Origin of the sequence: Mycobacterium sp. GA-1285 (assembly GCF_001499905.1) — a bacterium.
Lineage (GTDB): Bacteria > Actinomycetota > Actinomycetes > Mycobacteriales > Mycobacteriaceae > Mycobacterium.
On record NZ_LQIS01000023.1, the window covers coordinates 248,293 to 267,622 of the forward strand.

Genomic DNA, 19,330 nt, shown 5'->3' on the forward strand with positions numbered 1-19,330 from the left:
TCCAGGGGTCACGGCGCGCCCCACCGACGCGCCTCGCGCAGCTACCCCCCGCCCCTATACGGGCGACCAGCGGGCGTCCCGCCTGTGAGCCTTCACGTAGGCGTGGGCGCGCGTGCAAGCCTTAGCTGTGCCGCGACGCCCGCAGCTTCCCGACCGAGATGCTGGTCCTCGGCGTGTTTCGGCTCATCCGGCCCCTCATGATGGCCCTCCGCCATTCCTTTCGGGTCGTGTCCTGGCGGGTCGAGTCCGGCATATCGGTGGTCGACGCGCGAGTGGAGATATGCCCTTTCCATCAAGAGCTTGGAGGGAACAAGTCGTCCCTGGTCAACAGTGTGTTTCCCCAAGTGGATAGGGAGCAGGGGTGGATTGCTTTGATAGCTCTTGCTAGAGGGAGTACGAACAGCATCAGACAGAACCTTGTCCATTACTTCCTGTAGCTGTTGCTTATCGCAGACTGGGACTAAGAAGCTATCGTGCACGATCAGGGGACACCGACCGGTCTCGTCGATCATGGCAAGCAATACCTTCACAGCCATGTCACTGTCGGTGCGCATCAGCTGAGCACCAATGCCTGTGCCGAAAGCCTCGGAGATCCTGTAGTGCTTGTGCTTGATCGCCGCGATCAGCCTCTCCACGGCCACGGACAGCTCCGACCGGGCCAGTCCGTAGAGGCCGTTCTCCAGGGCCAGATCGTCATTGTCGGTCAGTAAGGCGGTGACCGCACCAACCTCGGTGCCGCCGTCAGCGTTCAGCGCCACCAGGGTGGCGACTTTGACCAGTGCTCTGGAGAAACCGTCGATCTCGTAGAGGTCGCCTTCGGGCATCTTTTTCCCGGCTCGTTGGTACGCCAGCTGCATGTGCAAGCTGGTGTAGTCCAGCTCCACCATCTGCGACTGCTCGCCGTCGACCATCATGACGATTCTGGCCCGCACCTCTTTGCGCATCTGCTGATAGCTGCTGCCTTGGTGATAAAGGCGTCCGCCCCTGCGGAAGGTCCGGTTGAAGATGCGGGCTGCGGGCGGGATGTATAACTCGGTGTCGTCAAGGAAGTACCGCTGGCTGGCGAGGTGGGCGTTGACGAACTTGATGTCGCGGCGCATGCGCTGGATCGTCGAGGTGTCCCTAAAACCGATCGACTTGCCGTCCTTGTCACGCAGGATGATCTCGTCTTTGAGCATCGCGCCCCGGCGGCTGCTGACGTCAACCAGGTGCGCGAGCAACATGAGCTTATCGGTGGCCTGGATGATGGACTGCTTCTTGAACCACCACAGGCCCGTGTGGCCATCGGCGTACCCATTAGCCATCAACCAGTCTGCGGCCCGCACCACGCGTCGATACGTCAACATGGGGTCGCCCTGATAGGCATGGAAGTAGCTATAACTCTTCGGTGATCGGGAGTAGCGCAACGGCATGTCAGTGGTCCGCTTCTCCGCTACCAATGAGCAGGCCACCAATGCGGTGTCGAGTGAGCCAGGACCGGTCAGATTCAAACCCTTGCGCATTATCTCCAGTTGTTCATCGCTCCACCCGCCGCGCAGCGGGTTGTGCTCACCCTTAAAGGGGGCGATGACGTCGAATAGACGGCGACTCACAAGTCACCCTTGATTGTTGTCGACCGGGCGCTGCAAACGGCGCTGCGGACGCTGACGCACTGAAAGCTTCGACGAACCGACGTCGTCGGGGTGGAGGGCTTGACCCGGCCACAAGGTGCCATGAGTCTTGCCTGCTGCAACCCCACGCCGCCAGCTTCCATCTGAGGGGACCTGGCCGTGGAAACCGGCACACTTAGCCGTCGTGGCGTGGCAGATCGCGCAGAGTTCAGGCTCGTCGCCCGTGTAGGCGCAGCGCCGGTGCCGGGGACACGTGAGCGCGGTCATGCGGCACCCACTGAGGCCGATGGGTCCTGATGACGACGAACCACGGAGACGAGCAGTGCCGCCTGCTCCGTGGTCAGCGGTGGCGCGGCATAGGCCAACTCCTTGGCGCGTGCGCGGATTGCGGCCACGACCTCGGCGTCCATCACGCGAGCACCTGCTTCTCGCGGCTGGACAACACCTCATCGATCTGAGAACGAAGCTCTGGCGTGAGCGTAGGGCCGTCCCCAAGGACTGCCGAAATTTTCTCGACGACGAAAGCTTCGCGCATCAAGCGCCGCGCTTCCACCACGACGGGATCGTCGGGAGGCAGCGACTGGCTGAGAAGGGCTACACGCGCACGTGCACGGGTAAAGGCGGACACACCACGACCTCTCGGTCAACGCCATGAGTTGGCCGTGAGTGTCTGTGTGTCGCCGCGAGCGCGGGTTCCCGTCGCAGAAAACGAGAGTGATAAGTGAGCGCTGCCATGGCGGTTAAACAGCGCCTTACTCTACTTAGAGTAAGGCCGCGAACTGCGTCCCGTCAACCGCGCGGAAGCGTAAGAGCCTGCGCCATAACAATTTTCATTCCTCTTTGTGATGACTATAGCTTGACCGCATGGTCAGTTCTATGCGCTGACCTGGGCCGTTTGAACCTAATGTCGAGGTCACGTGGGTCGAATCGCCGCGTATTGCCGTAGACGGCTCTGTTGATCGTGATGTCGAGGAGCGAGGCGATGACGGCGCGGCGGTCCTTAACCGAGAACTGCTGCCACTGCTCGCGGGCCTCCGGTCCGGCCACCTTCACCACCAGGGGTGATGAACTCGTCGCCCGCGCCTTGGCTTCTGCGGCCGCGATCTGGGGCAGGAGCTTTGCTTCGAGGGCGGCTAGTGATGCCGCTGAAATCTTGCCGTCAGCGGCTTCGTCGAGGAAGGATGCCAGGCGCTTGCGTAGCGTGTCGGCCTCCTCCAGGGCCTGGACCGCCGCGTCATTCCCGGCGTCTGCGAACAACTTCCTTGCGTCGGGTCGTCCGAGCCGTTCCAGAATCGTCTCCTCGACAAGAAGATCTACTGCATCTGCCCGCCTACCAACACACGTGCGCTTCTCGCAGAGGTACCTCCCGGCGCGGGAGCGATGGCTAGGCGGGTTGGAGTAGCGCATGCCCGAGCCGCAAACGCCGCATCTGGCAATGCCGGTGAGCAGGTGGCGAGGCTCGTGTCCTCGGTGACTCGTAGCCCTGCGAACAGGATCGGAGAAGAGTGCCAGCAGACGTTCATGCTGGGCATGGGTGATGTACGGCTGCCACCTGCCCCTTACCCGGTTGCCGTCGGCGTCGATTAATGGCTCTCCCTGATGAGTCCTCCACCCCGCGTAGGTGGGCGAAGAGATGGTCACCCGCAGCGCCTGGGGCTTCCACTCCTGCCGGGCATTACGTTGCAGCTGCGGAGGTTTGAGGCCCCGGGCGGTGAAGTCGCGGGTGATGGCCCACAGGGACTCGCCCGCCAAGACGCGATCGAAGACCTCGCGCACCAGCGGCTCGGCTTCGGTATCGATGACCCACCCGTCCGTTGCTCCAGTGTTGGGGTTGATAGCCCGTTTGTAGCCCCACGCGGGACGACCTCCCGGGCGACCGGCGAGTGCGGCGGCACGCTTGCCTCGCAGAACACGGTCACGGATCTGCTCCGCTTCACGCTCGGCAAGCAACGCATCTAGACCAGTGGAGAAACGAGCGTCGCCCTGTCGGAGGTCATACGTACGGCCAGAATACGACCACAGAACCCCGCGCTCGGCACAGATTTCCCGCAGCTCAACGTAGGTGGCGAGGTCACGCTGCGCCCGAGACGCCTCCCATGTCACGAGAACGTCTCCAGGCTTGAGCACGTTCAACAGCCTCTTGTATTGAGGCCGGTCCTTGGCGCTGTGTCGGGACGCGCCGAGGTCATTGTCGACAAGAACCTCGGCGACTTCCCAGCCGTTGCGTTCACAGATAGCGCGGCACTCAGACTCTTGAGATTCAACAGACCGCCCGTCGCCCTTCGGGTCACTGGAAACCCGCGTGTAGATGATGGCGCGCACGGGTCCATTATGCACCCTTATTCATGATTAGCCTCGATCATCTGGCCGTTGCCGACGACCATCGCGACGTGGCCGTCCCAGACCGCGAGGTCGCCAGGCCGGAGGTCGCCCGCCGATACGGGGGCACCGACGTCCTGTTCCTGGGCCAACCGCGGAAGGTTGAGTCCCGCTTCGGAATACGCCCACTGGGTGAGCCCGCTGCAATCGAGGCCGACGCCCGGCGTGGTGCCGCCCCAGTCGTACGGCACTCCCAACTGGGTCAGGGCGTACCTGACGGCGCTCGCGGCAGTCGCGTTCGGTGCCGTTGCGGTGCTGCCGTCCGGCAGCCGCACCGCGACGCCGTCGCCGAAAATCGCCGCGTCCGGGGTGGGCGTCCCGGGGCGGGACAGCTCCGCGACGTCACGCACCAGCGAGCCGAGCCCGGCCGTGTTCGCACCGAGCCCGCCGGCGCTCGAGCCGAACCCACCGGTGCCGCTCGGAAGTCCAGCGCCGCCACCGAATCCCGGGGACGACGTCATGGGGGCGGTGAACCCGGCGGGAGCCGTGGACGCTGCTTCCGTGGCGGGCGGCGATCCCGCGACGGGTAGGCCCGCGGCATGCCCGTCCAGTTCGGCGCGCAATTCGTCGACCACCGCGACGGCCTCGGCGAGCGAGCGCCGCGCCTCGGCGACCAGCTCCTCGGCCACACCGGGCGAGTCGAGAAACGGCTCGAGCGCGGCCGCCCGCGCCTCGAAGGTGTCCACGATGTCGCTCAGGCGCTCACGAGCGCGCGCCACCGCGGCGCCGGCCGCCTCAGCCGCCGCGCCGAGTCGCCCAACCCGCTCCGCGAGGTCCTCGGTTTGCGCAACGGCCCCGGTGAACACGCCTGCCGCCGCGTCCGCACCCGCACCCGTCCAGTGCTGCGCTGCACGCCCCCATGCCTGGCTGGTCGAGGCCGATACCTCGCGCAGCGCGTTGTGCACATCGCGAAGCGCGGTCGCAAGCTCGGCCCCAGAACCTGAGCCGACCAGCGACTGGACCTCCCGCAGCGGCGCGGTAAGACCGGCGACCAACGCACTCGGCATCGTCAGACGCCGAGGACCCGTGCGCCCGCGCGGTCGTCGGCGTCGTCATAGGCCAGGGCCGCCCGGTATGCGGCGCCACCGCTCGCCGAGGCGTCATCGCGCAGCGAGGCCACTACGCGGGCCTCATCGGCGACGGCATCGGCCAAGGCCGCGAGAAACGGCTGGGCGACGGGACCCAATCCGGTCGCGGAGATGGGGAGCGCAGCCAGCGTCGCGGCGATGGCGCCCAGTTCGTCGGCGTGCGCGGAGGCCGTCGCGGCCAGTACCCGCACGGCGTCGGTGTCAGCGTGCATGTCGATAGGACGCGGCGCGACGCGCCTCGGTTCCCGCTATGGTCAGCCCATGGACGTGCGCGTCGTCGATCATCCGCTGGCGGCGGCACGACTGACCACACTGCGCGACGAGAACACCGACAACGCCGCGTTCCGCGCCGCACTGCGCGATCTCACGCTGATGCTGGTGTACGAGGCCACCCGTGACGCCGCCGTCGAAACCGTTGCGGTGCGCACGCCGCTGGCCGAGACGACCGGGTGCCGGCTGGCCAACCCGCCGTTGCTCGTGCCCGTCTTACGCGCCGGCCTCGGCATGGTGGACCAGGCGCACGCGTTGATACCCGAAGCGCGCGTGGGCTTCGTCGGGGTCGCGCGCAACGAGGAGACGCATCAGCCGACGCCGTATCTGGAGTCGCTGCCCGCGGACTTGAGCGCGCGGCCGGTCTTCGTGCTCGACCCGATGCTCGCGACAGGCGGGTCGATGGTGCACACGGTCGAACTGCTGTATTGCCGCAACGCCGTTGACATCACGGCGGTCTGCGTCGTCGTCGCCCCCGAAGGCCTTGCCGCACTGGAGAAGGCGGCTCCGAACATTCGGCTGGTGACCGCGACCATCGACGAGTGTCTCAACGACATCGCCTACATCGTGCCGGGTCTCGGCGACGCGGGGGACCGCCAGTTCGGTCCCCGTTAGAGGTGCGCGGCGAAGTCGGCCGCCTCGTCCCGTACCCGCCGCGCCCGCTCCCGGGCGGCGGGAAGATCGGTGACCTGACCGCAGCGAACCTCGATGTAGGACTTGACCTTTGGCTCCGTACCGGAGGGGCGCACCACCATGCGCACCGAGACGTCGTCGTCGCCGCCGGACATGATCAGTGCGTCGGTGCCGTCGTCGCTCAGCAGGTCGGTGACCGTCATGTCGTATCCGGCGAGGCGCTCGGGTGGTGTTTCGCGCAGACGTGTCATCACCGCGGCCGCCTCGTCGGCGTCCTCCACTTGGCGTGACACCGCGGTCGTGGTGTGCACACCATGGCGGCGTGCCAGGTCGTCGAGCGCGTCGAGCAGGGTGTGTCCGCGGTCGCGCAACGCGGCGATCAGGTCGCAGATCAACACCGCCGCGCTGATGCCGTCCTTGTCCCGGACCGCGGACGGATCGACGCAATGCCCGATCGCCTCTTCGTAGGCGTACACCAGCGTGCAGCCGGGCAGATCGACGTCGGCCCGAGACAGCCACTTGAAGCCGGTGGGTGTCTCGACGTGTCGCGCGCCGTGCTCATTCGCGATCGCGGAGAGCATGCGCGAGGACACCAGGGAGCTGGCTACGACCGTCGTCTCCCTCACCGGTCCGGGCTCGACCTGGGAGATGATGTAATCCCCGAGGAGCCAACCGGTTTCGTCGCCGGACAGCATGCGCCACCCGTCTGATGTGGGAACGCCGACCGCGCACCGGTCGGCGTCGGGATCCAACGCGATTGCGACGTCGGCGTCGACGCCGGCGGCCAATCTGAGGACAGCTTCGACCGCCTCGGGTTCTTCCGGATTGGCCGTGCCCACCGTGGGGAAGTCGGGGTCCGGCGCGAACTGGTCTTCGACGACGTGCACGTCGTTCAAGCCGGCACGCACGAACGCGTCGAGCGCCAGTTCTCCGCCCACGCCGTGCAGAGGAGTGAACGCGATCCGCACCGAACCGTGGGTGTGCCGCACATTCGCCGCGCGCTCGACATAGCGCTGCACCTCGTCGACGCCGCCGGGGGTGACCGCCGCGCGGGGAATCTCGTCGGCGTGCGGGGCTTCGGCCATGGCGACCTCGATCTCGCGATCGGTCGGCGAGTTGATCGGAAAGCCGCCGCCGAAGTACACCTTGAAGCCGTTGTCGGACGGCGGATTGTGCGAAGCGGTGATCTGGATGCCCGCCGCCGCGGGGCGGTGGCGCACGGCGAACGCGAGAGTGGGAGTCGGCACGGCGGTGAAGAACAGGGTTACGGGAAAGCCCTGTGCGGCAAGCACTTCAGCGGCGGCCAACGCGAAGTCGTCGGACCCGTGCCTGGCGTCGCGACCCACGATCACGTCCTGCCCGGCCAGGCCCCGATCCTTGAGCACCTTGGCCACCGCCCAACTGGCGCGCAGCACGACGGCGAGGTTCATTCCGCTGGGTCCCCCTCGCAACGGGCCCCGCAGACCCGCGGTGCCGAACGTCAAGGGGCGTGCGAACCGTTGCTCGAGCTCTTCTTCGGAACACTCCGACAGCTCGGCGGCGGTCTGGGGATCCGGGTCGTGAGCGATCCACTCCTGCGCAGTACTTGTGGCCGGCGACGCAGTCATGCGGGTAGTGTGCCCAATTTCACTGCCGCATATTCCGGCTTGCGCGGGACTTCAGAGCCGGGCGACGACGGCCGCGAGCAAGGCGCCCATCCGGGTCGCCGACTGACGCCCGGCCTCCAGCACCTCTTCGTGGTTGAGCGGCTGCCCGGTCATGCCCGCCGCGAGGTTGGTCACCAGCGACACCCCCAGCACCTCGGCCCCGGCCTCGCGCGCGGCGACCGTCTCGTGCACGGTGGACATGCCGACGAGGTCGGCACCCAGGGTGCGCAGCATCCGGATCTCTGCGGGTGTCTCGTACTGCGGTCCGGGCAGCCCGGCGTAGACGCCGTCGGCGAGCGCCGGGTCGATCTCCCTGGCCAGGTCGCGCAGGCGCGGCGCGTACGCGTCGACCATGTCGACGAAGCAGGGCCCGACCAGCGGCGATCGGCCCGTGAGGTTGAGGTGGTCGCTGATCAGCACCGGCTGGCCGACGGTGAAGTCCTCGCGCAGGCCGCCCGCGGCGTTGGTCAACACGACCGTGTGCACGCCGCTCGCGCAGGCGGTGCGTACCGGGTGCACGACGTGGCGCAGGTCGTGCCCCTCGTAGGGATGGATGCGGCCCACGAACACCAACACACGGTGATCGGCGATGCGCATCGAGAGCACCTGGCCGCCGTGGCCCCGGGCGGTCGGCGGCCTGAACCCCGGCAGCTCGTCGACCGGCACCACCGCGACCGGATCCCCCAGTCGTTGCACCGCCGGCGCCCAGCCCGAACCGAGCACGACCGCGACGTCATGGTGGTCGACGCCCGTGCGCTCGGCGAGTGCTTCCGCCGACTCGGCGGCCAGTGCCTGCGCATCGGTCACAGTGGGCGAGCCTATCTGTCGCAACCAGCGCCCGACCCGAATGAGATGGCGCAGTGAGATACTGCCAGGATGCCAGCACCCACCGCGTCGGACGCCGTCGAAGACGCCGTCCACCGGCGTCGTGACGACCTGGTCGAACTCTCCCATTCCATTCACGCCGAGCCTGAACTCGCGTTCGCCGAACACCGCAGCTGCGCCAAGGCGCAGGCGCTGGTCGCCGAGTATGGGTTCGCGATCACGCAGGCGCCCGGGGGGCTCGAGACGGCGTTTCGAGCCGACTACGGCAGCGGGCCGCTGGTCATCGGCGTCTGTGCCGAGTACGACGCGCTGCCCGGCATCGGCCACGCCTGCGGGCACAACATCATCGCGGCCTCAGCCGTCGGCACCGCCCTGGCGTTGGCGGACGTCGCCGACCGCCTCGGGTTGACGGTCGTGCTCCTGGGCACACCGGCCGAGGAGGCCGGTGGCGGAAAAGTGTTGCTGTTGAACGCCGGGACGTTTGACGACATCGCCGCCTCGGTGATGCTGCACCCGGGCCCCCTCGACATCGCCGCCGCGCGGTCGCTGGCGCTGTCGCAGGTCGCCGTCCGGTACGAGGGCAGGGAAGCGCACGCCGCCGTGGCGCCTTACCTCGGCCTCAACGCGGTCGACGCGATCACCGTCGCGCAGGTGGCGATCGGACTGCTGCGCCAACAGATGGCACCGGGCCAGATGGCGCACGGCATCGTCACCGACGGCGGTCAGGCCACCAACGTCATCCCGGCGCGTGCCGAGATGCAGTACACGATGCGGGCCAACGACGCGGCTTCGTTGCGCGAACTCGAACAGCGCATGGCGGACTGTTTCCTGGCCGGCGCGGTGGCTACCGGCTGCGGCCATGAGGTCACCGAGACCGAACCGAGCTACTCCGAACTGACTCCCGACCGATGGCTGGCCGAGGCGTTTCGCGCCGAGATGCTGCGGGTGGGCCGCGAGCCGGTGTCGGTCGAGCTCGAGGCGGCGCTGCCGCTGGGCAGCACCGACATGGGCAATGTCACCCAGGTGATGCCCGGCATCCATCCGATCGTCGGCATCGACGCGGGCGGCGCGTCGGTGCATCAACCCGCGTTCGCCGAGGCCGCGGCGGGCCCGAGCGCCGACAAGGCGGTCGTCGAGGGTGCGATCATGCTGGCCCGCACCGTCGTGCGGTTGGCGGAGACGCCGCACGAACGCGACCGGGTGCTGGAGTCACAGGCGAGGCGCGCGTCATGAGCGTGCTGCCGCACGCCGCCGCCCGGTGGCTCTCGGCCCACTACGACGATCTCGTCGAGTGGCGCCGCCACATTCACATGCATCCGGAGTTGGGACGCCAGGAGTTCGGCACCACTCAGTTCGTCGCGTCGCGGCTGGCCGATGCGGGCCTGAACCCGAAGGTGCTGCCCGGAGGCACCGGGTTGACGTGCGACTTCGGGCCAGAGCACGCGCCGCGGATCGCGCTGCGCGCCGATATGGACGCGTTGCCGATGGCCGACCGGACCGGCGCGCCGTACGCGTCGCTGGTGCCTAACGTGTCGCATGCGTGCGGGCACGATGCGCACACGGCGATGCTGCTGGGCGCCGCGCTGGCGATGGCGTCGGTACCCGAACTCCCGGTCGGGGTGCGGCTGATCTTCCAGGCCGCCGAGGAGCTGATGCCGGGCGGCGCGATCGACGCGATCGCCGCGGGGGCGCTGACCGGGGTGTCGCGCATCTTCGCGCTGCACTGCGACCCGCGGCTGGCCGTCGGCAAGGTGGCGATGCGGCCCGGGCCCATCACCTCGGCCGCCGATCAACTCGAGGTGACGTTGCATTCGCCGGGTGGTCACACCTCGCGGCCCCATCTCACCGGCGACCTCGTCTACGGGCTCGGCACGTTGATCACCGGTGTGCCCGGCGTGCTGTCGCGTCGCATCGATCCCCGCAACAGCACCGTGATGGTGTGGGGGGCGGTGAACGCGGGCGTCGCCGCGAACGCGATCCCGCAGACCGGCACGCTGGCCGGTACCATCCGCACCGCGAGCCGCGACACCTGGGATAGCCTCGAATCGATTGTGCGGGAAGCTATTTCGTCGTTGCTGGCGCCGCTGCACATCGACTACTCCGTGCAGTACCGTCGCGGCGTGCCGCCGGTGGTCAACGAGGAGATCTCGACGCGCATCCTCACCCACGCGATCGAGGCGATCGGCCCTGACGTGCTGGCCGACACCCGGCAATCCGGCGGCGGCGAGGACTTCTCCTGGTATCTCGAGGAGGTTCCCGGTGCGATGGCGCGATTGGGTGTCTGGACCGGCCGTGGACCCCAATTGGATTTGCACCAGCCGACGTTCGACCTCGACGAGCGGTCGCTCGCGGTCGGAGTGCGCGTTCTGGTCAACATCGTCGACCAGGCCGCCGCTTTCTAGCTACGGTTGCCTCCCTTCTCCCCCGCGAGTGACCGTGTTTGTACCGCGACACGCCGTCCTGACCGGACAGTTCGCGGTCGCTCGCGCGGGTTGATCGTCCCCAAACCGCGCTTCATCCACAATCGCGTGCGACACACGCGGTGAGTGGTCGACCGTCGTTGACGATCAGCGTGTGAACCCAGAGTTGCTGCGACTCTTCAGCGCCCAGGCAGGACTGGCGACCACCAACCAGATCCTGCAACACATGACGAGACGGGGCTTCGAGTCGGCACTCGAAACCGGTCCACTGCAACGACTTTGGCCGGGCATCTACTGTCTGGATGAACCCGACGACATGCTGCGACTGCGAGGACTGGACTTCCGCTGCGGAAAGCCGGTCGCTGCTTGCCTTCACACCGCGGCGGCGATGTACGGCTTCGATACCGAGGAGCCGGCCGATCTCCATGTGCTCAGCCCACCGGGTTCCCGGCTGCGGTCCACGGACGGGCTAGTGGTACACCGTCGTGAGGGCGCCCCGCTGACCGTCGTCGACGGCAGGCCGGCAACCGCGCCGGCCTGGACCGCCGTGGAGGTGGCCCGGTCGCAGCGCCGGCCGAGGGCGCTGGCCACCTTGGATGCCGCGCTCCGAAGCGGCTCCTGCAATCGGACCGAGTTGTGGCGCGCCGCGGTCGCCCAGGCCGGGCGGCGCGGGATCGTCGCCGTCCGGGACTTGATCGCCCTGGCTGACGCCCGCGCGGAATCGCCGATGGAGAGCGAAGCGCGGCTCGCGATGATCGACGGTGGGCTCCCCGCGCCGGAACTGCAGTATGAGGTCATCGACGGAAACGGTGAGTTACGCCGTCTGGACTTCGCCTGGCCCGGCGAGCGCGTGGCCGCGGAGTACGACGGCGTCGACTGGCACAGCGACCCCGAGGCGATGCGGCGCGACCGCAGGCGCAATGCAGCGCTGCTCGACATCGACTGGGTGGTCATCCCCATCGTTAGCCAGGATGTCCGTCAGCGGCCGCGGGAGTTCGTCGGCCGCATCGACAGACAGCTTCGGCGCGCTCGCGCGGCGTGAGCGACCGCAGCATGTCCGCGAGATACGGCGTGTCGGCGCACAGACGCGGTCGCTCGCGGAAAAGGAGAGCTAGGAGCCTGGGCCGATGTTGAGTGCGGGCCGGGTGCGCAGATCGTGCACGTACTCCGGTGGGGCGCCTGCGATTTCGGCGGCGTCGGCCATCACTCCGAGGTAGCGTGCCGACGGCAGGCCGCCCTCCCACGCATCGACGACGTACAGCCAGGCGAGCACGGGTTCGAAGTCGGTGTCCGACGAGATGCGATGCACCCGGCAGCGGATCTTCTTGTGGAAACCGAGTTCCGATCCTTCCCACCGGTCCAGGTTGGCCTCGTCGTCCTTCGTCATGTCGTAGAGCACGACGAAGACCTTCGACGTCGGATCCTCGACGACTGTGGCGAGCGCACCCTCCCAGCCGATGTCCTCCCCGCCGAACGTCAGACGCCAGCCGTGCAGCCAGCCCGTTCCTGCCATCGGAGAATGAGGTGCGCGCTGCAACATCTGCTCCGGATGCATGTTCGATCCGTAGGCGGCGTAGAGCGGCACCCAGAAAGACTAAGCGTTCGCGCGCCGCCTGGGCGATCGACCTACCGCTTCGTTAGGTTGGGGGCGTGGCAACCCGCATCGTGATCATCGGCGGCGGGCCCGCCGGTTATGAGGCGGCACTGGTCGCCGCCAACAGCGGCCCCGAAGTTGCCGAGGTCACCGTCGTCGACTCCGACGGCATCGGCGGCGCCTGCGTGTTGTGGGACTGCGTCCCGTCCAAGACGTTCATCGCGTCGACGGGCGTGCGCACCGAACTGCGCCGCGCCCCGGATCTGGGGTATGCGCTCGAGTTCGAAGACGCGAAGATCTCGCTGCCCAAGATCAACCAGCGGGTCAAGAGGCTGGCGGCCGCGCAGTCGGCGGACATCGCCGAACGGCTGCGCAACGACGGCGTCACACTGATCGCCGGCCGCGGTGAACTCGTCGACGACATGCCGGGGATGGCCACGCACACCGTCAAGGTGACCGAGCACGACGGCACCGTCAGCACGATCAAGGCCGACGTCGTGCTGATCGCCACCGGAGCGAGCCCCCGCGTGCTGCCCGGCGCCGAACCCGACGGCGAACGCATCCTGAACTGGCGCCAGCTCTACGACCTCGAGGACCTGCCCGAACATCTCGTCGTCGTCGGCTCCGGGGTGACCGGCGCGGAGTTCGTCAACGCCTACACCGAGCTCGGGGTCAAGGTGACGGTGGTGGCCAGCCGCGACCAGATCCTGCCGCACGAGGACTCCGACGCCGCCGCGGTGCTCGAGGACGCGCTGATCTCACGCGGGGTGACACTGGTCAAGAATGCGCGTGCCCAGTCGGTCACGCGTAACGGCTCCGGCGTGCTGGTCACGATGACCGACGGCCGCACTGTCGAGGGCAGCCATGCGTTGATGACGGTCGGGTCGGTGCCCAACACCAGCGGCCTGGGCCTGGAACGGGTCGGCATCGAGCTCGGTGAGGGTGACTATCTGAAGGTCGACCGGGTGTCGCGCACCGGCGTGCCCGGCATCTACGCCGCCGGTGACTGCACCGGCCTGATGCTGCTCGCTTCGGTGGCCGCCATGCAGGGCCGTATCGCGATGTATCACGTGCTGGGCGAGGGGCTCGAACCGATCCGGTTGCGGACGGTCGCCGCGGCGGTGTTCACCCGACCCGAGATCGCCGCCGTCGGAGTGCCGCAGTCCAAGATCGACGACAGGTCGGTCGCGGCGCGAACGATCACGCTGCCGCTCAACACCAACGCCCGCGCCAAGATGTCCAGCCTGCGGCGCGGTTTCGTCAAGATCTTCTGCCGTCCGGCGACGGGCGTGGTGATCGGCGGTGTGGTGGTCGCGCCGATCGCGTCGGAGCTCATCATGCCGATCGCTTTGGCGGTGCAGAACGGCAACGACGTCGAGGATCTGGCGCAGACGTTCTCGGTGTACCCGTCACTGTCGGGTTCGATCGCCGAAGCGGGCCGCCGCCTGATGGCGCACGACGATCTGGACTGACTCCACGTAGCCTGGATGGGCGAGCGTACCGACGAGTAACTAGGAGCCAATCCGGTGAGTGACCCGATCCCGGCGAACGGGCAGACGCTCCTGGGGCCCCAGCAGCGGGCCGAGGCCTGGGAGCGGCTCGGCAGCGAGCAGTTCGACGTCGTCGTGATCGGCGGGGGAGTCGTCGGCGCGGGTGCTGCGCTGGATGCGGCCACGCGCGGTTTGAAGGTCGCGCTGGTCGAGGCGCGCGACTTCGCATCGGGCACATCGAGCCGGTCCTCGAAGATGTTCCACGGCGGGCTGCGCTATCTCGAGCAGTTGGAGTTCGGGCTGGTGCGCGAGGCATTGCACGAGCGCGAGCTGTCGCTGACGACGTTGGCGCCGCATCTGGTCAAACCGCTGCCGTTTCTGTTTCCGCTGACCAATCGATGGTGGGAGCGTCCGTACGTCGCTGCGGGCATCTTCCTCTACGACCAGCTGGGCGGCGCGAAATCGGTTCCTGCGCAGAAGCATCTGACGAAGTCCGGGGCGTTGCGCCTGGCGCCGGGACTCAAACGGTCGTCGTTGATCGGCGGCATCCGGTATTACGACACCGTGGTCGACGACGCACGCCACACGATGACCGTGGCCCGCACGGCCGCGCACTACGGCGCCGTGGTGCGAACATCGACACAGGTGGTCGCGTTGCTTCGGGAGGGTGACCGTGTCACCGGCGTGGAGGTCCGCGACTCCGAGAACGGCGCAGTGACCGAGGTGCACGGGCATGTCGTCGTGAACGCCACCGGCGTGTGGACCGACGAGATTCAGGCATTGTCCAAGCAGCGCGGGCGTTTTCGGGTGCGCGCCTCCAAGGGTGTGCACATTGTGGTGCCGCGCGACCGGATCGTCAGCGAGGTGGCGATCATCCTGCGCACCGAGAAGTCCGTGCTGTTCGTGATCCCCTGGGGAACGCACTGGATCATCGGCACAACCGACACCGACTGGAATCTCGACCTGGCCCACCCGGCGGCCACCAAGGCCGACATCGACTACCTCCTCGAAACCGTCAACACGGTGTTGGCGACGCCGCTGAGTCACGACGACATCGACGGCGTCTACGCCGGCCTGCGGCCGCTGCTGGCCGGGGAGAGCGAGGAGACCTCGAAGCTGTCGCGTGAGCATGCCGTCGCGGTGCCCGCTCCCGGGCTGGTCGCGATCGCCGGCGGCAAGTACACGACGTACCGGGTGATGGCCGAGGACGCCATCGATGCTGCAGCCGAGTACATTCCGGCGCGGGTGGCGCCGTCGATCACCGAGAAGGTACCGCTGATGGGCGCCGACGGCTACTTCGCGCTGATCAATCAAACCCAGAGTGTCGGAAAGCATTACGATCTGCATCCCTATCGGGTGCGGCACCTGCTGGACCGGTACGGCTCGCTGATCGGCGAGGTGCTGCAGATGGCCGAGGGTAATCCGGAACTGCTCACCCCCATCACCGAGGCGCCGGTATACCTGAAGGTCGAGGCGTGGTACGCCGCGGCCGCCGAGGGCGCGTTGCATCTGGAGGATATCCTGGCCCGGCGGATGAGAATCTCGATCGAGTATCCCCACCGCGGCGTGGACTGTGCCCGCGAGGTCGCCGAAGTGGTTGCGCCGGTGCTGGGTTGGAGCGAGGCGGACGTCGACCGCGAGGTGAACACGTACCTGGCGCGGGTGGATGCGGAGAAGCGTTCGCAGCAGGAACCCGATGACGAATCGGCCGATGCGTTGCGCGTGGCGGCGCCGGAAGCGCGCGCTGAGATCCTCGAACCGGTGCCGCTGAATTGAGGCCCGGACTTTGAGACGCCCGCCGCCACTGCCCGTGCGCGACGGACTGGGGCCGGCGCGGGTGCGGTTGCGCGGCGGTGCGGTGTTGGTCGAATTGGCCAGCCGGTTCGGTGACGCGGCGGCCGCCAAAGTGCTTGCGGGCGAGGTGGTGACCGCCGAGGGCGACGTCGTGACCGCGGGCACGGTGATGCCGCCGGGGTCGTTCGTCTATCTGTACCGCGAACTGCGCGAAGAGGTTGCGGTGCCGTTTGACATGCCGATCCTGTATCGCGATGACGACATCGTTGTGGTGGACAAACCTCATTTTCTGGCGACGATGCCGCGGGGGCGCCATGTCGCCCAGACGGCGCTGGTGCGGCTGCGTCGTGAATTGGACTTACCGGAGTTGTCGCCGGCGCATCGACTGGACCGGTTGACGGCGGGCGTGCTGCTGTTCACGACGCGGCGCGAGGTGCGGGGCGCGTATCAGACCATGTTTGCGCGCGGCGAAGTTCACAAGACGTATCTGGCGCGGGCAGGCGTCGATCCGGAGCTGGCGTTTCCGATAACGGTGCGCAGCCGAATCGGCAAGCGGCGCGGACAGTTACAGGCGGTGGAGGAGCCGGGTGAGCCGAACGCCGAGACGCTGGTCGAGCATCTTGGCGACGGACGGTATCGGTTGACGCCGCGGACGGGGCGCACACATCAGCTGCGGGTGCACATGGCGTCGCTGGGTCTGCCGATCGTGAACGACCCGCTGTACCCGCAGGTGATCGACGTTGCGCCGGAAGACTTCTCGCGGCCGCTGCAACTTCTGGCGCAGCGGTTCGAGTTTCGTGATCCGGTGAGCGGCCGTCAACGCGACTTCGTCAGCATCCGGACATTGTGACTCAACGCCGCTCGACCGGTTCGTTCACCTGAGCCCCCGCGGCGATCACGGCCCGATTGCGTGCGGCGACCGTTCGCAGCGACATCTTGACCAGCCAACGGTCGTAGGTCATGAACCCGTTGACCTCGTTTTCGACATCGGTGGTCTGGGTGTAGACGGCGCCGGACAGTCCCCCCTTGCGGATTTCGTCCTCGAGGTCGCGGCTCACCTGGACATAGCGTTCCGTCAATCGTGCTCTGCTGTCGGTCATTTCATAGGCCTGCGGTCTGCCCGGCCAGCGGTTGCCGTGGGGGAGCAACCCGAGGCCGCCGTACTCGCCGTTGACCACGACCCGATGCTCGAGCGGGATCGGACGGTTGCCGAGCATTGTCCGTTCGTCGCGCGGGGTCGCCGGGTTGTCGTGCAGGACCGGGCGGCCCGGGCCGACGTAGGTGTGGTCGTCGTAGACGTCGCCGGCCCGGCTGTCGGGCCTCGACTTGCAGCAGTTCACCCCGCTGTTGGCGTTCACCATCCGGGTCGGGTCGGCGGCCTTGGTCACACCCGCGATCCTCGCGGTGTCGAACTCGCCCCACCCCTCGTTGAACGGGACCCAGCCGACGATCGAAGTGACGCTTCGTAATTGATGGATCATCTCGACGAGTTCGCGCTCGAAGTTGACCTTCGCCTGCGGCGGCGGTTCCGGCGCCGGGCCGACCGGAACGTCGAGGGAGACGTCCATCGACGGCATGTCCTGCCACACCATCAACCCGAGCTTGTCCGTCCAGTAGTACCAGCGCGCCGGTTCCACCTTCGCGTGCTTACGGACGAAATTCATGCCGAGCGCCTTGGTTCGTTCGAGATCGAACCTCAGCGCGTCGTCGGTGGGGGCGGTGAAGATGCCGTCCGGCCAGTAACCCTGGTCCAGCGGGCCGTGCAGGAACGTGATCTTGTCGTTCAACGCAATCCGCGGACGGCCCTGCGGATCCCTGACCGTGCTGATGGTCCGCAGACCGCCGTAACTGGCGACTTCGTCGACGACCTTGCCTTCGGGCGTGACAAGCCGCACCTTCAGGTCGTAGAGGTACGGGTCATCCGGTGTCCACAGGTGCGGGTCCGGTACCTGCACACGCACCGGCTTGCCCGGTGCACCGGAGCCGCGGGCCAGCGTCGGACCGTCCGGAGCCGACACGATCACCTCGGCGCGTTCGTCAGTCGTCCCGGTGGCACGGGTCGTGACCGTGAAACCCTTCAGATCCGCTGTGACATCGAGCTTGTCGACGTGGGCGGCGCGCACGGGTTCGATCCACACGGTCTGCCAGATGCCGGACGCGCCGGTGTAGAACAGACCCCCGGGGCGGTTGCGCTGCTTGCCGACGGCAAACGGAGCGGCTTCGTTGCGGTCCTCGGCGCGCACGACGATCTCCTGGGTGCCCGTCCAGCGCAGCGCATCGGTGATGTCCGCGCTGAACGCGGTGAAACCACCCTCGTGGTGCGCGACGCGCTTGTTGTTGACCCACACCGTGGCGGTCTGGTCGACCGCGCCGAAGTGCAGCAGCACCCGCTGCCCGCGCCAGGCACCGGGTACCTGAAACTTCTTGCGGTACCACATCTGGTCGTCATGACGCTTGATCCCTGACAGCGCCGACTCCGTGGGATAGGGGACCAGGATCTTCTCCTCGAACTTGTCGGCCGACGGCGGTGTGCTCAGCGCCGTCGCCTGGGATCGGCCGGTGTAGGCCCACACCCCGTTGAGGTTCAGCCACCGCGCCCGCACCATCTGCGGACGAGGGTATTCCGGTAGCGCGTTGTTGGGGCCGACGAGATGCGTCCACGGTGTCGACAATGGCGGGCTCTTGCGCTGCCACGCCTCGGCCGCGTTCGCCGGGGCCGCGCAGATCGCGAAACCCGCCGCCAAGGCGAGGGGTACGGCCGTCATCCGGCTGAGAATCCTGCGCACGCGGTGCCGGTCGCTCGACAGCTCGGTGTTCACGGTCACAACTGCTAGTCCCCTCTGCTGGAAACCATCGACGGATCGGGTTCGGATGTCGCGCACCGGACGCCATAGCAAACCTAGTCAGTGACAGGTCACCCGCAATCAGGTGTTTCCCTATGCTTTGCTTCGGCATGCCTGATGAACGCGTCGTCCAGGCATCGGCGCATTGACCAGGAGTTGATCAAGAGCGCGGGGAGGCGTGAGAATTCTTTTGCCACAACGCAAATACAGAGTCACGACGCTCGTCGAGCTTAGCATCGAATTACCGCTGGTGCCACGGATTGCGCGGGTGAGGGCTGTGTGTGGCGCCCGGCGTCACAACGGCGCACCGCACGGGAGCGCGAAAGTCGAGCAAATGGTGAATAGTCGGTCTAGACGTACGATTGATGACCCTGTCCGGAGCCGGATGCGGCCACCATACAGGAAGGAATGGTTCGGGCATCGCAGTAGACATCGATGCGGCAGAGGGGTTCGTTACGGCGACTCGCCGATCCGCTGTTCTGCCCCCGAGGCGTGCGCGTGACTGCCACAATCGGGGTCGGCGACGGCGTTTGGCACGTCGCCGAAGGGAGAAGATGTGCGCAAGGTACTGCTGTGCGCTGCTGCGGCCCTCTTCGCCGCGGGACTGGTGAACGCGAATCCGCCGAGCGCCGAGGCGACGCTCTGCGGTTCGGTGGGCGGTCGGTTCGTCGACGTGACCGGGTGCGCGGACCCGCTCTCGTATCTCAACGAGTTGCCGCCGCCTCCGCCCCAAACGGG

At 67.4% G+C, this 19,330-nt stretch carries 17 protein-coding genes and 1 pseudogene; 8 read left to right on the plus strand and 10 right to left on the minus strand.

Translation table 11 applies throughout. The features are described from left to right. Positions 1–92: 92 nt before the first annotated feature. The 6 genes from AU193_RS14905 to AU193_RS14925 all read right to left on the minus strand — a co-directional run bounded on the left by AU193_RS14905 (position 93) and on the right by AU193_RS14925 (position 5,289). Positions 93–1,592, minus strand: coding sequence for a hypothetical protein (locus tag AU193_RS14905; RefSeq protein WP_064423120.1), 1,500 nt, complete (start codon positions 1,590–1,592; stop codon positions 93–95). Positions 1,593–1,873: 281 nt separating this feature from the next. Further along, entirely contained in the window at positions 1,874–2,023 is a 150-nt protein-coding gene (locus AU193_RS23175; protein WP_156425226.1) for a hypothetical protein, read from the minus strand. Next, on the minus strand, positions 2,020–2,238 hold the full coding sequence (locus AU193_RS14910) for a hypothetical protein (protein WP_064423121.1): 219 nt from the start codon (positions 2,236–2,238) through the stop codon (positions 2,020–2,022). Before AU193_RS14910 ends, AU193_RS23175 begins: the two co-directional genes overlap by 4 nt. Before the next feature lie 221 nt (positions 2,239–2,459). Beyond that, entirely contained in the window at positions 2,460–3,932 is a 1,473-nt protein-coding gene (locus tag AU193_RS14915; protein ID WP_064423122.1) for a recombinase family protein, read from the minus strand. Between the two features lie 17 nt (positions 3,933–3,949). Next, positions 3,950–4,996: a C40 family peptidase gene (locus AU193_RS14920; protein ID WP_064423123.1), complete on the minus strand. Its 1,047-nt coding sequence runs from the start codon at positions 4,994–4,996 to the stop codon at positions 3,950–3,952. 2 nt (positions 4,997–4,998) lie between these two features. Beyond that, positions 4,999–5,289 (minus strand): type VII secretion target, encoded by a 291-nt coding sequence (locus tag AU193_RS14925; protein ID WP_064423124.1) that lies wholly within the window; start codon positions 5,287–5,289, stop codon positions 4,999–5,001. A gap of 49 nt (positions 5,290–5,338) precedes the next feature. Between AU193_RS14925 and upp the strand changes: the two genes are divergently transcribed. Next, positions 5,339–5,962, plus strand: coding sequence for a uracil phosphoribosyltransferase (gene upp / locus AU193_RS14930; RefSeq protein ID WP_064423125.1), 624 nt, complete (start codon positions 5,339–5,341; stop codon positions 5,960–5,962). Here the strand turns inward: upp and AU193_RS14935 are convergent. Beyond that, the gene (locus AU193_RS14935) at positions 5,959–7,587 is read right to left on the minus strand and encodes a phospho-sugar mutase (RefSeq protein ID WP_064423126.1); all 1,629 of its coding nucleotides are present in this window, start codon (positions 7,585–7,587) and stop codon (positions 5,959–5,961) included. The genes upp and AU193_RS14935 overlap by 4 nt on opposite strands. 51 nt (positions 7,588–7,638) lie before the next feature. Next, positions 7,639–8,433: a purine-nucleoside phosphorylase gene (locus tag AU193_RS14940; RefSeq protein WP_064423127.1), complete on the minus strand. Its 795-nt coding sequence runs from the start codon at positions 8,431–8,433 to the stop codon at positions 7,639–7,641. Between the two features lie 69 nt (positions 8,434–8,502). Here AU193_RS14940 and AU193_RS14945 point away from each other — a divergent pair, with 69 nt between their 5' ends. The 3 genes from AU193_RS14945 (at position 8,503) to AU193_RS14955 (ending at position 11,913) form a co-directional block, all read left to right on the plus strand. Beyond that, positions 8,503–9,684, plus strand: a complete 1,182-nt coding sequence (locus AU193_RS14945; RefSeq protein ID WP_064423128.1) for a M20 family metallopeptidase — start codon at positions 8,503–8,505, stop codon at positions 9,682–9,684. After that, positions 9,681–10,853: an amidohydrolase gene (locus tag AU193_RS14950; RefSeq protein ID WP_064423129.1), complete on the plus strand. Its 1,173-nt coding sequence runs from the start codon at positions 9,681–9,683 to the stop codon at positions 10,851–10,853. Before AU193_RS14945 ends, AU193_RS14950 begins: the two co-directional genes overlap by 4 nt. A gap of 172 nt (positions 10,854–11,025) precedes the next feature. After that, positions 11,026–11,913 carry a hypothetical protein gene (locus tag AU193_RS14955; RefSeq protein WP_064423130.1) on the plus strand — a complete coding sequence of 296 codons (888 nt, stop codon included), beginning with the start codon at positions 11,026–11,028 and terminating at the stop codon, positions 11,911–11,913. 69 nt (positions 11,914–11,982) lie between these two features. Here AU193_RS14955 and AU193_RS14960 read toward each other — a convergent pair whose 3' ends face one another. After that, the gene (locus tag AU193_RS14960) at positions 11,983–12,456 is read right to left on the minus strand and encodes a gamma-glutamylcyclotransferase (RefSeq protein WP_064423131.1); all 474 of its coding nucleotides are present in this window, start codon (positions 12,454–12,456) and stop codon (positions 11,983–11,985) included. Positions 12,457–12,521: 65 nt separating this feature from the next. Here AU193_RS14960 and AU193_RS14965 point away from each other — a divergent pair, with 65 nt between their 5' ends. The 3 genes from AU193_RS14965 to AU193_RS14975 are packed head-to-tail and all read left to right on the plus strand — an operon-like array spanning position 12,522 to position 16,599. Then, complete coding sequence (locus tag AU193_RS14965) at positions 12,522–13,937, plus strand: NAD(P)H-quinone dehydrogenase (RefSeq protein ID WP_064423132.1); 1,416 nt, start codon at positions 12,522–12,524, stop codon at positions 13,935–13,937. 54 nt (positions 13,938–13,991) lie between these two features. Next, positions 13,992–15,731, plus strand: coding sequence for a glycerol-3-phosphate dehydrogenase (gene glpD / locus AU193_RS14970; RefSeq protein ID WP_064423133.1), 1,740 nt, complete (start codon positions 13,992–13,994; stop codon positions 15,729–15,731). 10 nt (positions 15,732–15,741) lie between these two features. Next, on the plus strand, positions 15,742–16,599 hold the full coding sequence (locus AU193_RS14975) for a pseudouridine synthase (RefSeq protein ID WP_082682989.1): 858 nt from the start codon (positions 15,742–15,744) through the stop codon (positions 16,597–16,599). A 1-nt stretch (position 16,600) separates the two neighbouring features. Here the strand turns inward: AU193_RS14975 and AU193_RS14980 are convergent, their stop codons facing one another. Further along, positions 16,601–18,514, minus strand: coding sequence for a glycoside hydrolase family 2 protein (locus AU193_RS14980; protein WP_064423166.1), 1,914 nt, complete (start codon positions 18,512–18,514; stop codon positions 16,601–16,603). A gap of 634 nt (positions 18,515–19,148) precedes the next feature. On the opposite strand from AU193_RS14980, the pseudogene AU193_RS14985 reads away from it, so the two are divergent. Beyond that, positions 19,149–19,330 (plus strand): annotated as a pseudogene (locus AU193_RS14985) (RNA-binding protein); the annotation flags it as partial.

What these genes read in the sequence shown, in the direction of transcription:
- AU193_RS14920 (WP_064423123.1), bottom strand. Translation starts at nt 4,996, where the DNA reads ATGCCGAGTGCGTTGGTCGCCGGTCTTACCGCGCCGCTGCGGGAGGTC.
- AU193_RS14925 (WP_064423124.1), bottom strand. Translation starts at nt 5,289, where the DNA reads ATGCACGCTGACACCGACGCCGTGCGGGTACTGGCCGCGACGGCCTCC.
- upp (WP_064423125.1), top strand. Translation starts at nt 5,339, where the DNA reads ATGGACGTGCGCGTCGTCGATCATCCGCTGGCGGCGGCACGACTGACC.
- AU193_RS14935 (WP_064423126.1), bottom strand. Translation starts at nt 7,587, where the DNA reads ATGACTGCGTCGCCGGCCACAAGTACTGCGCAGGAGTGGATCGCTCAC.
- AU193_RS14945 (WP_064423128.1), top strand. Translation starts at nt 8,503, where the DNA reads ATGCCAGCACCCACCGCGTCGGACGCCGTCGAAGACGCCGTCCACCGG.
- AU193_RS14950 (WP_064423129.1), top strand. Translation starts at nt 9,681, where the DNA reads ATGAGCGTGCTGCCGCACGCCGCCGCCCGGTGGCTCTCGGCCCACTAC.
- AU193_RS14980 (WP_064423166.1), bottom strand. Translation starts at nt 18,514, where the DNA reads ATGACGGCCGTACCCCTCGCCTTGGCGGCGGGTTTCGCGATCTGCGCG.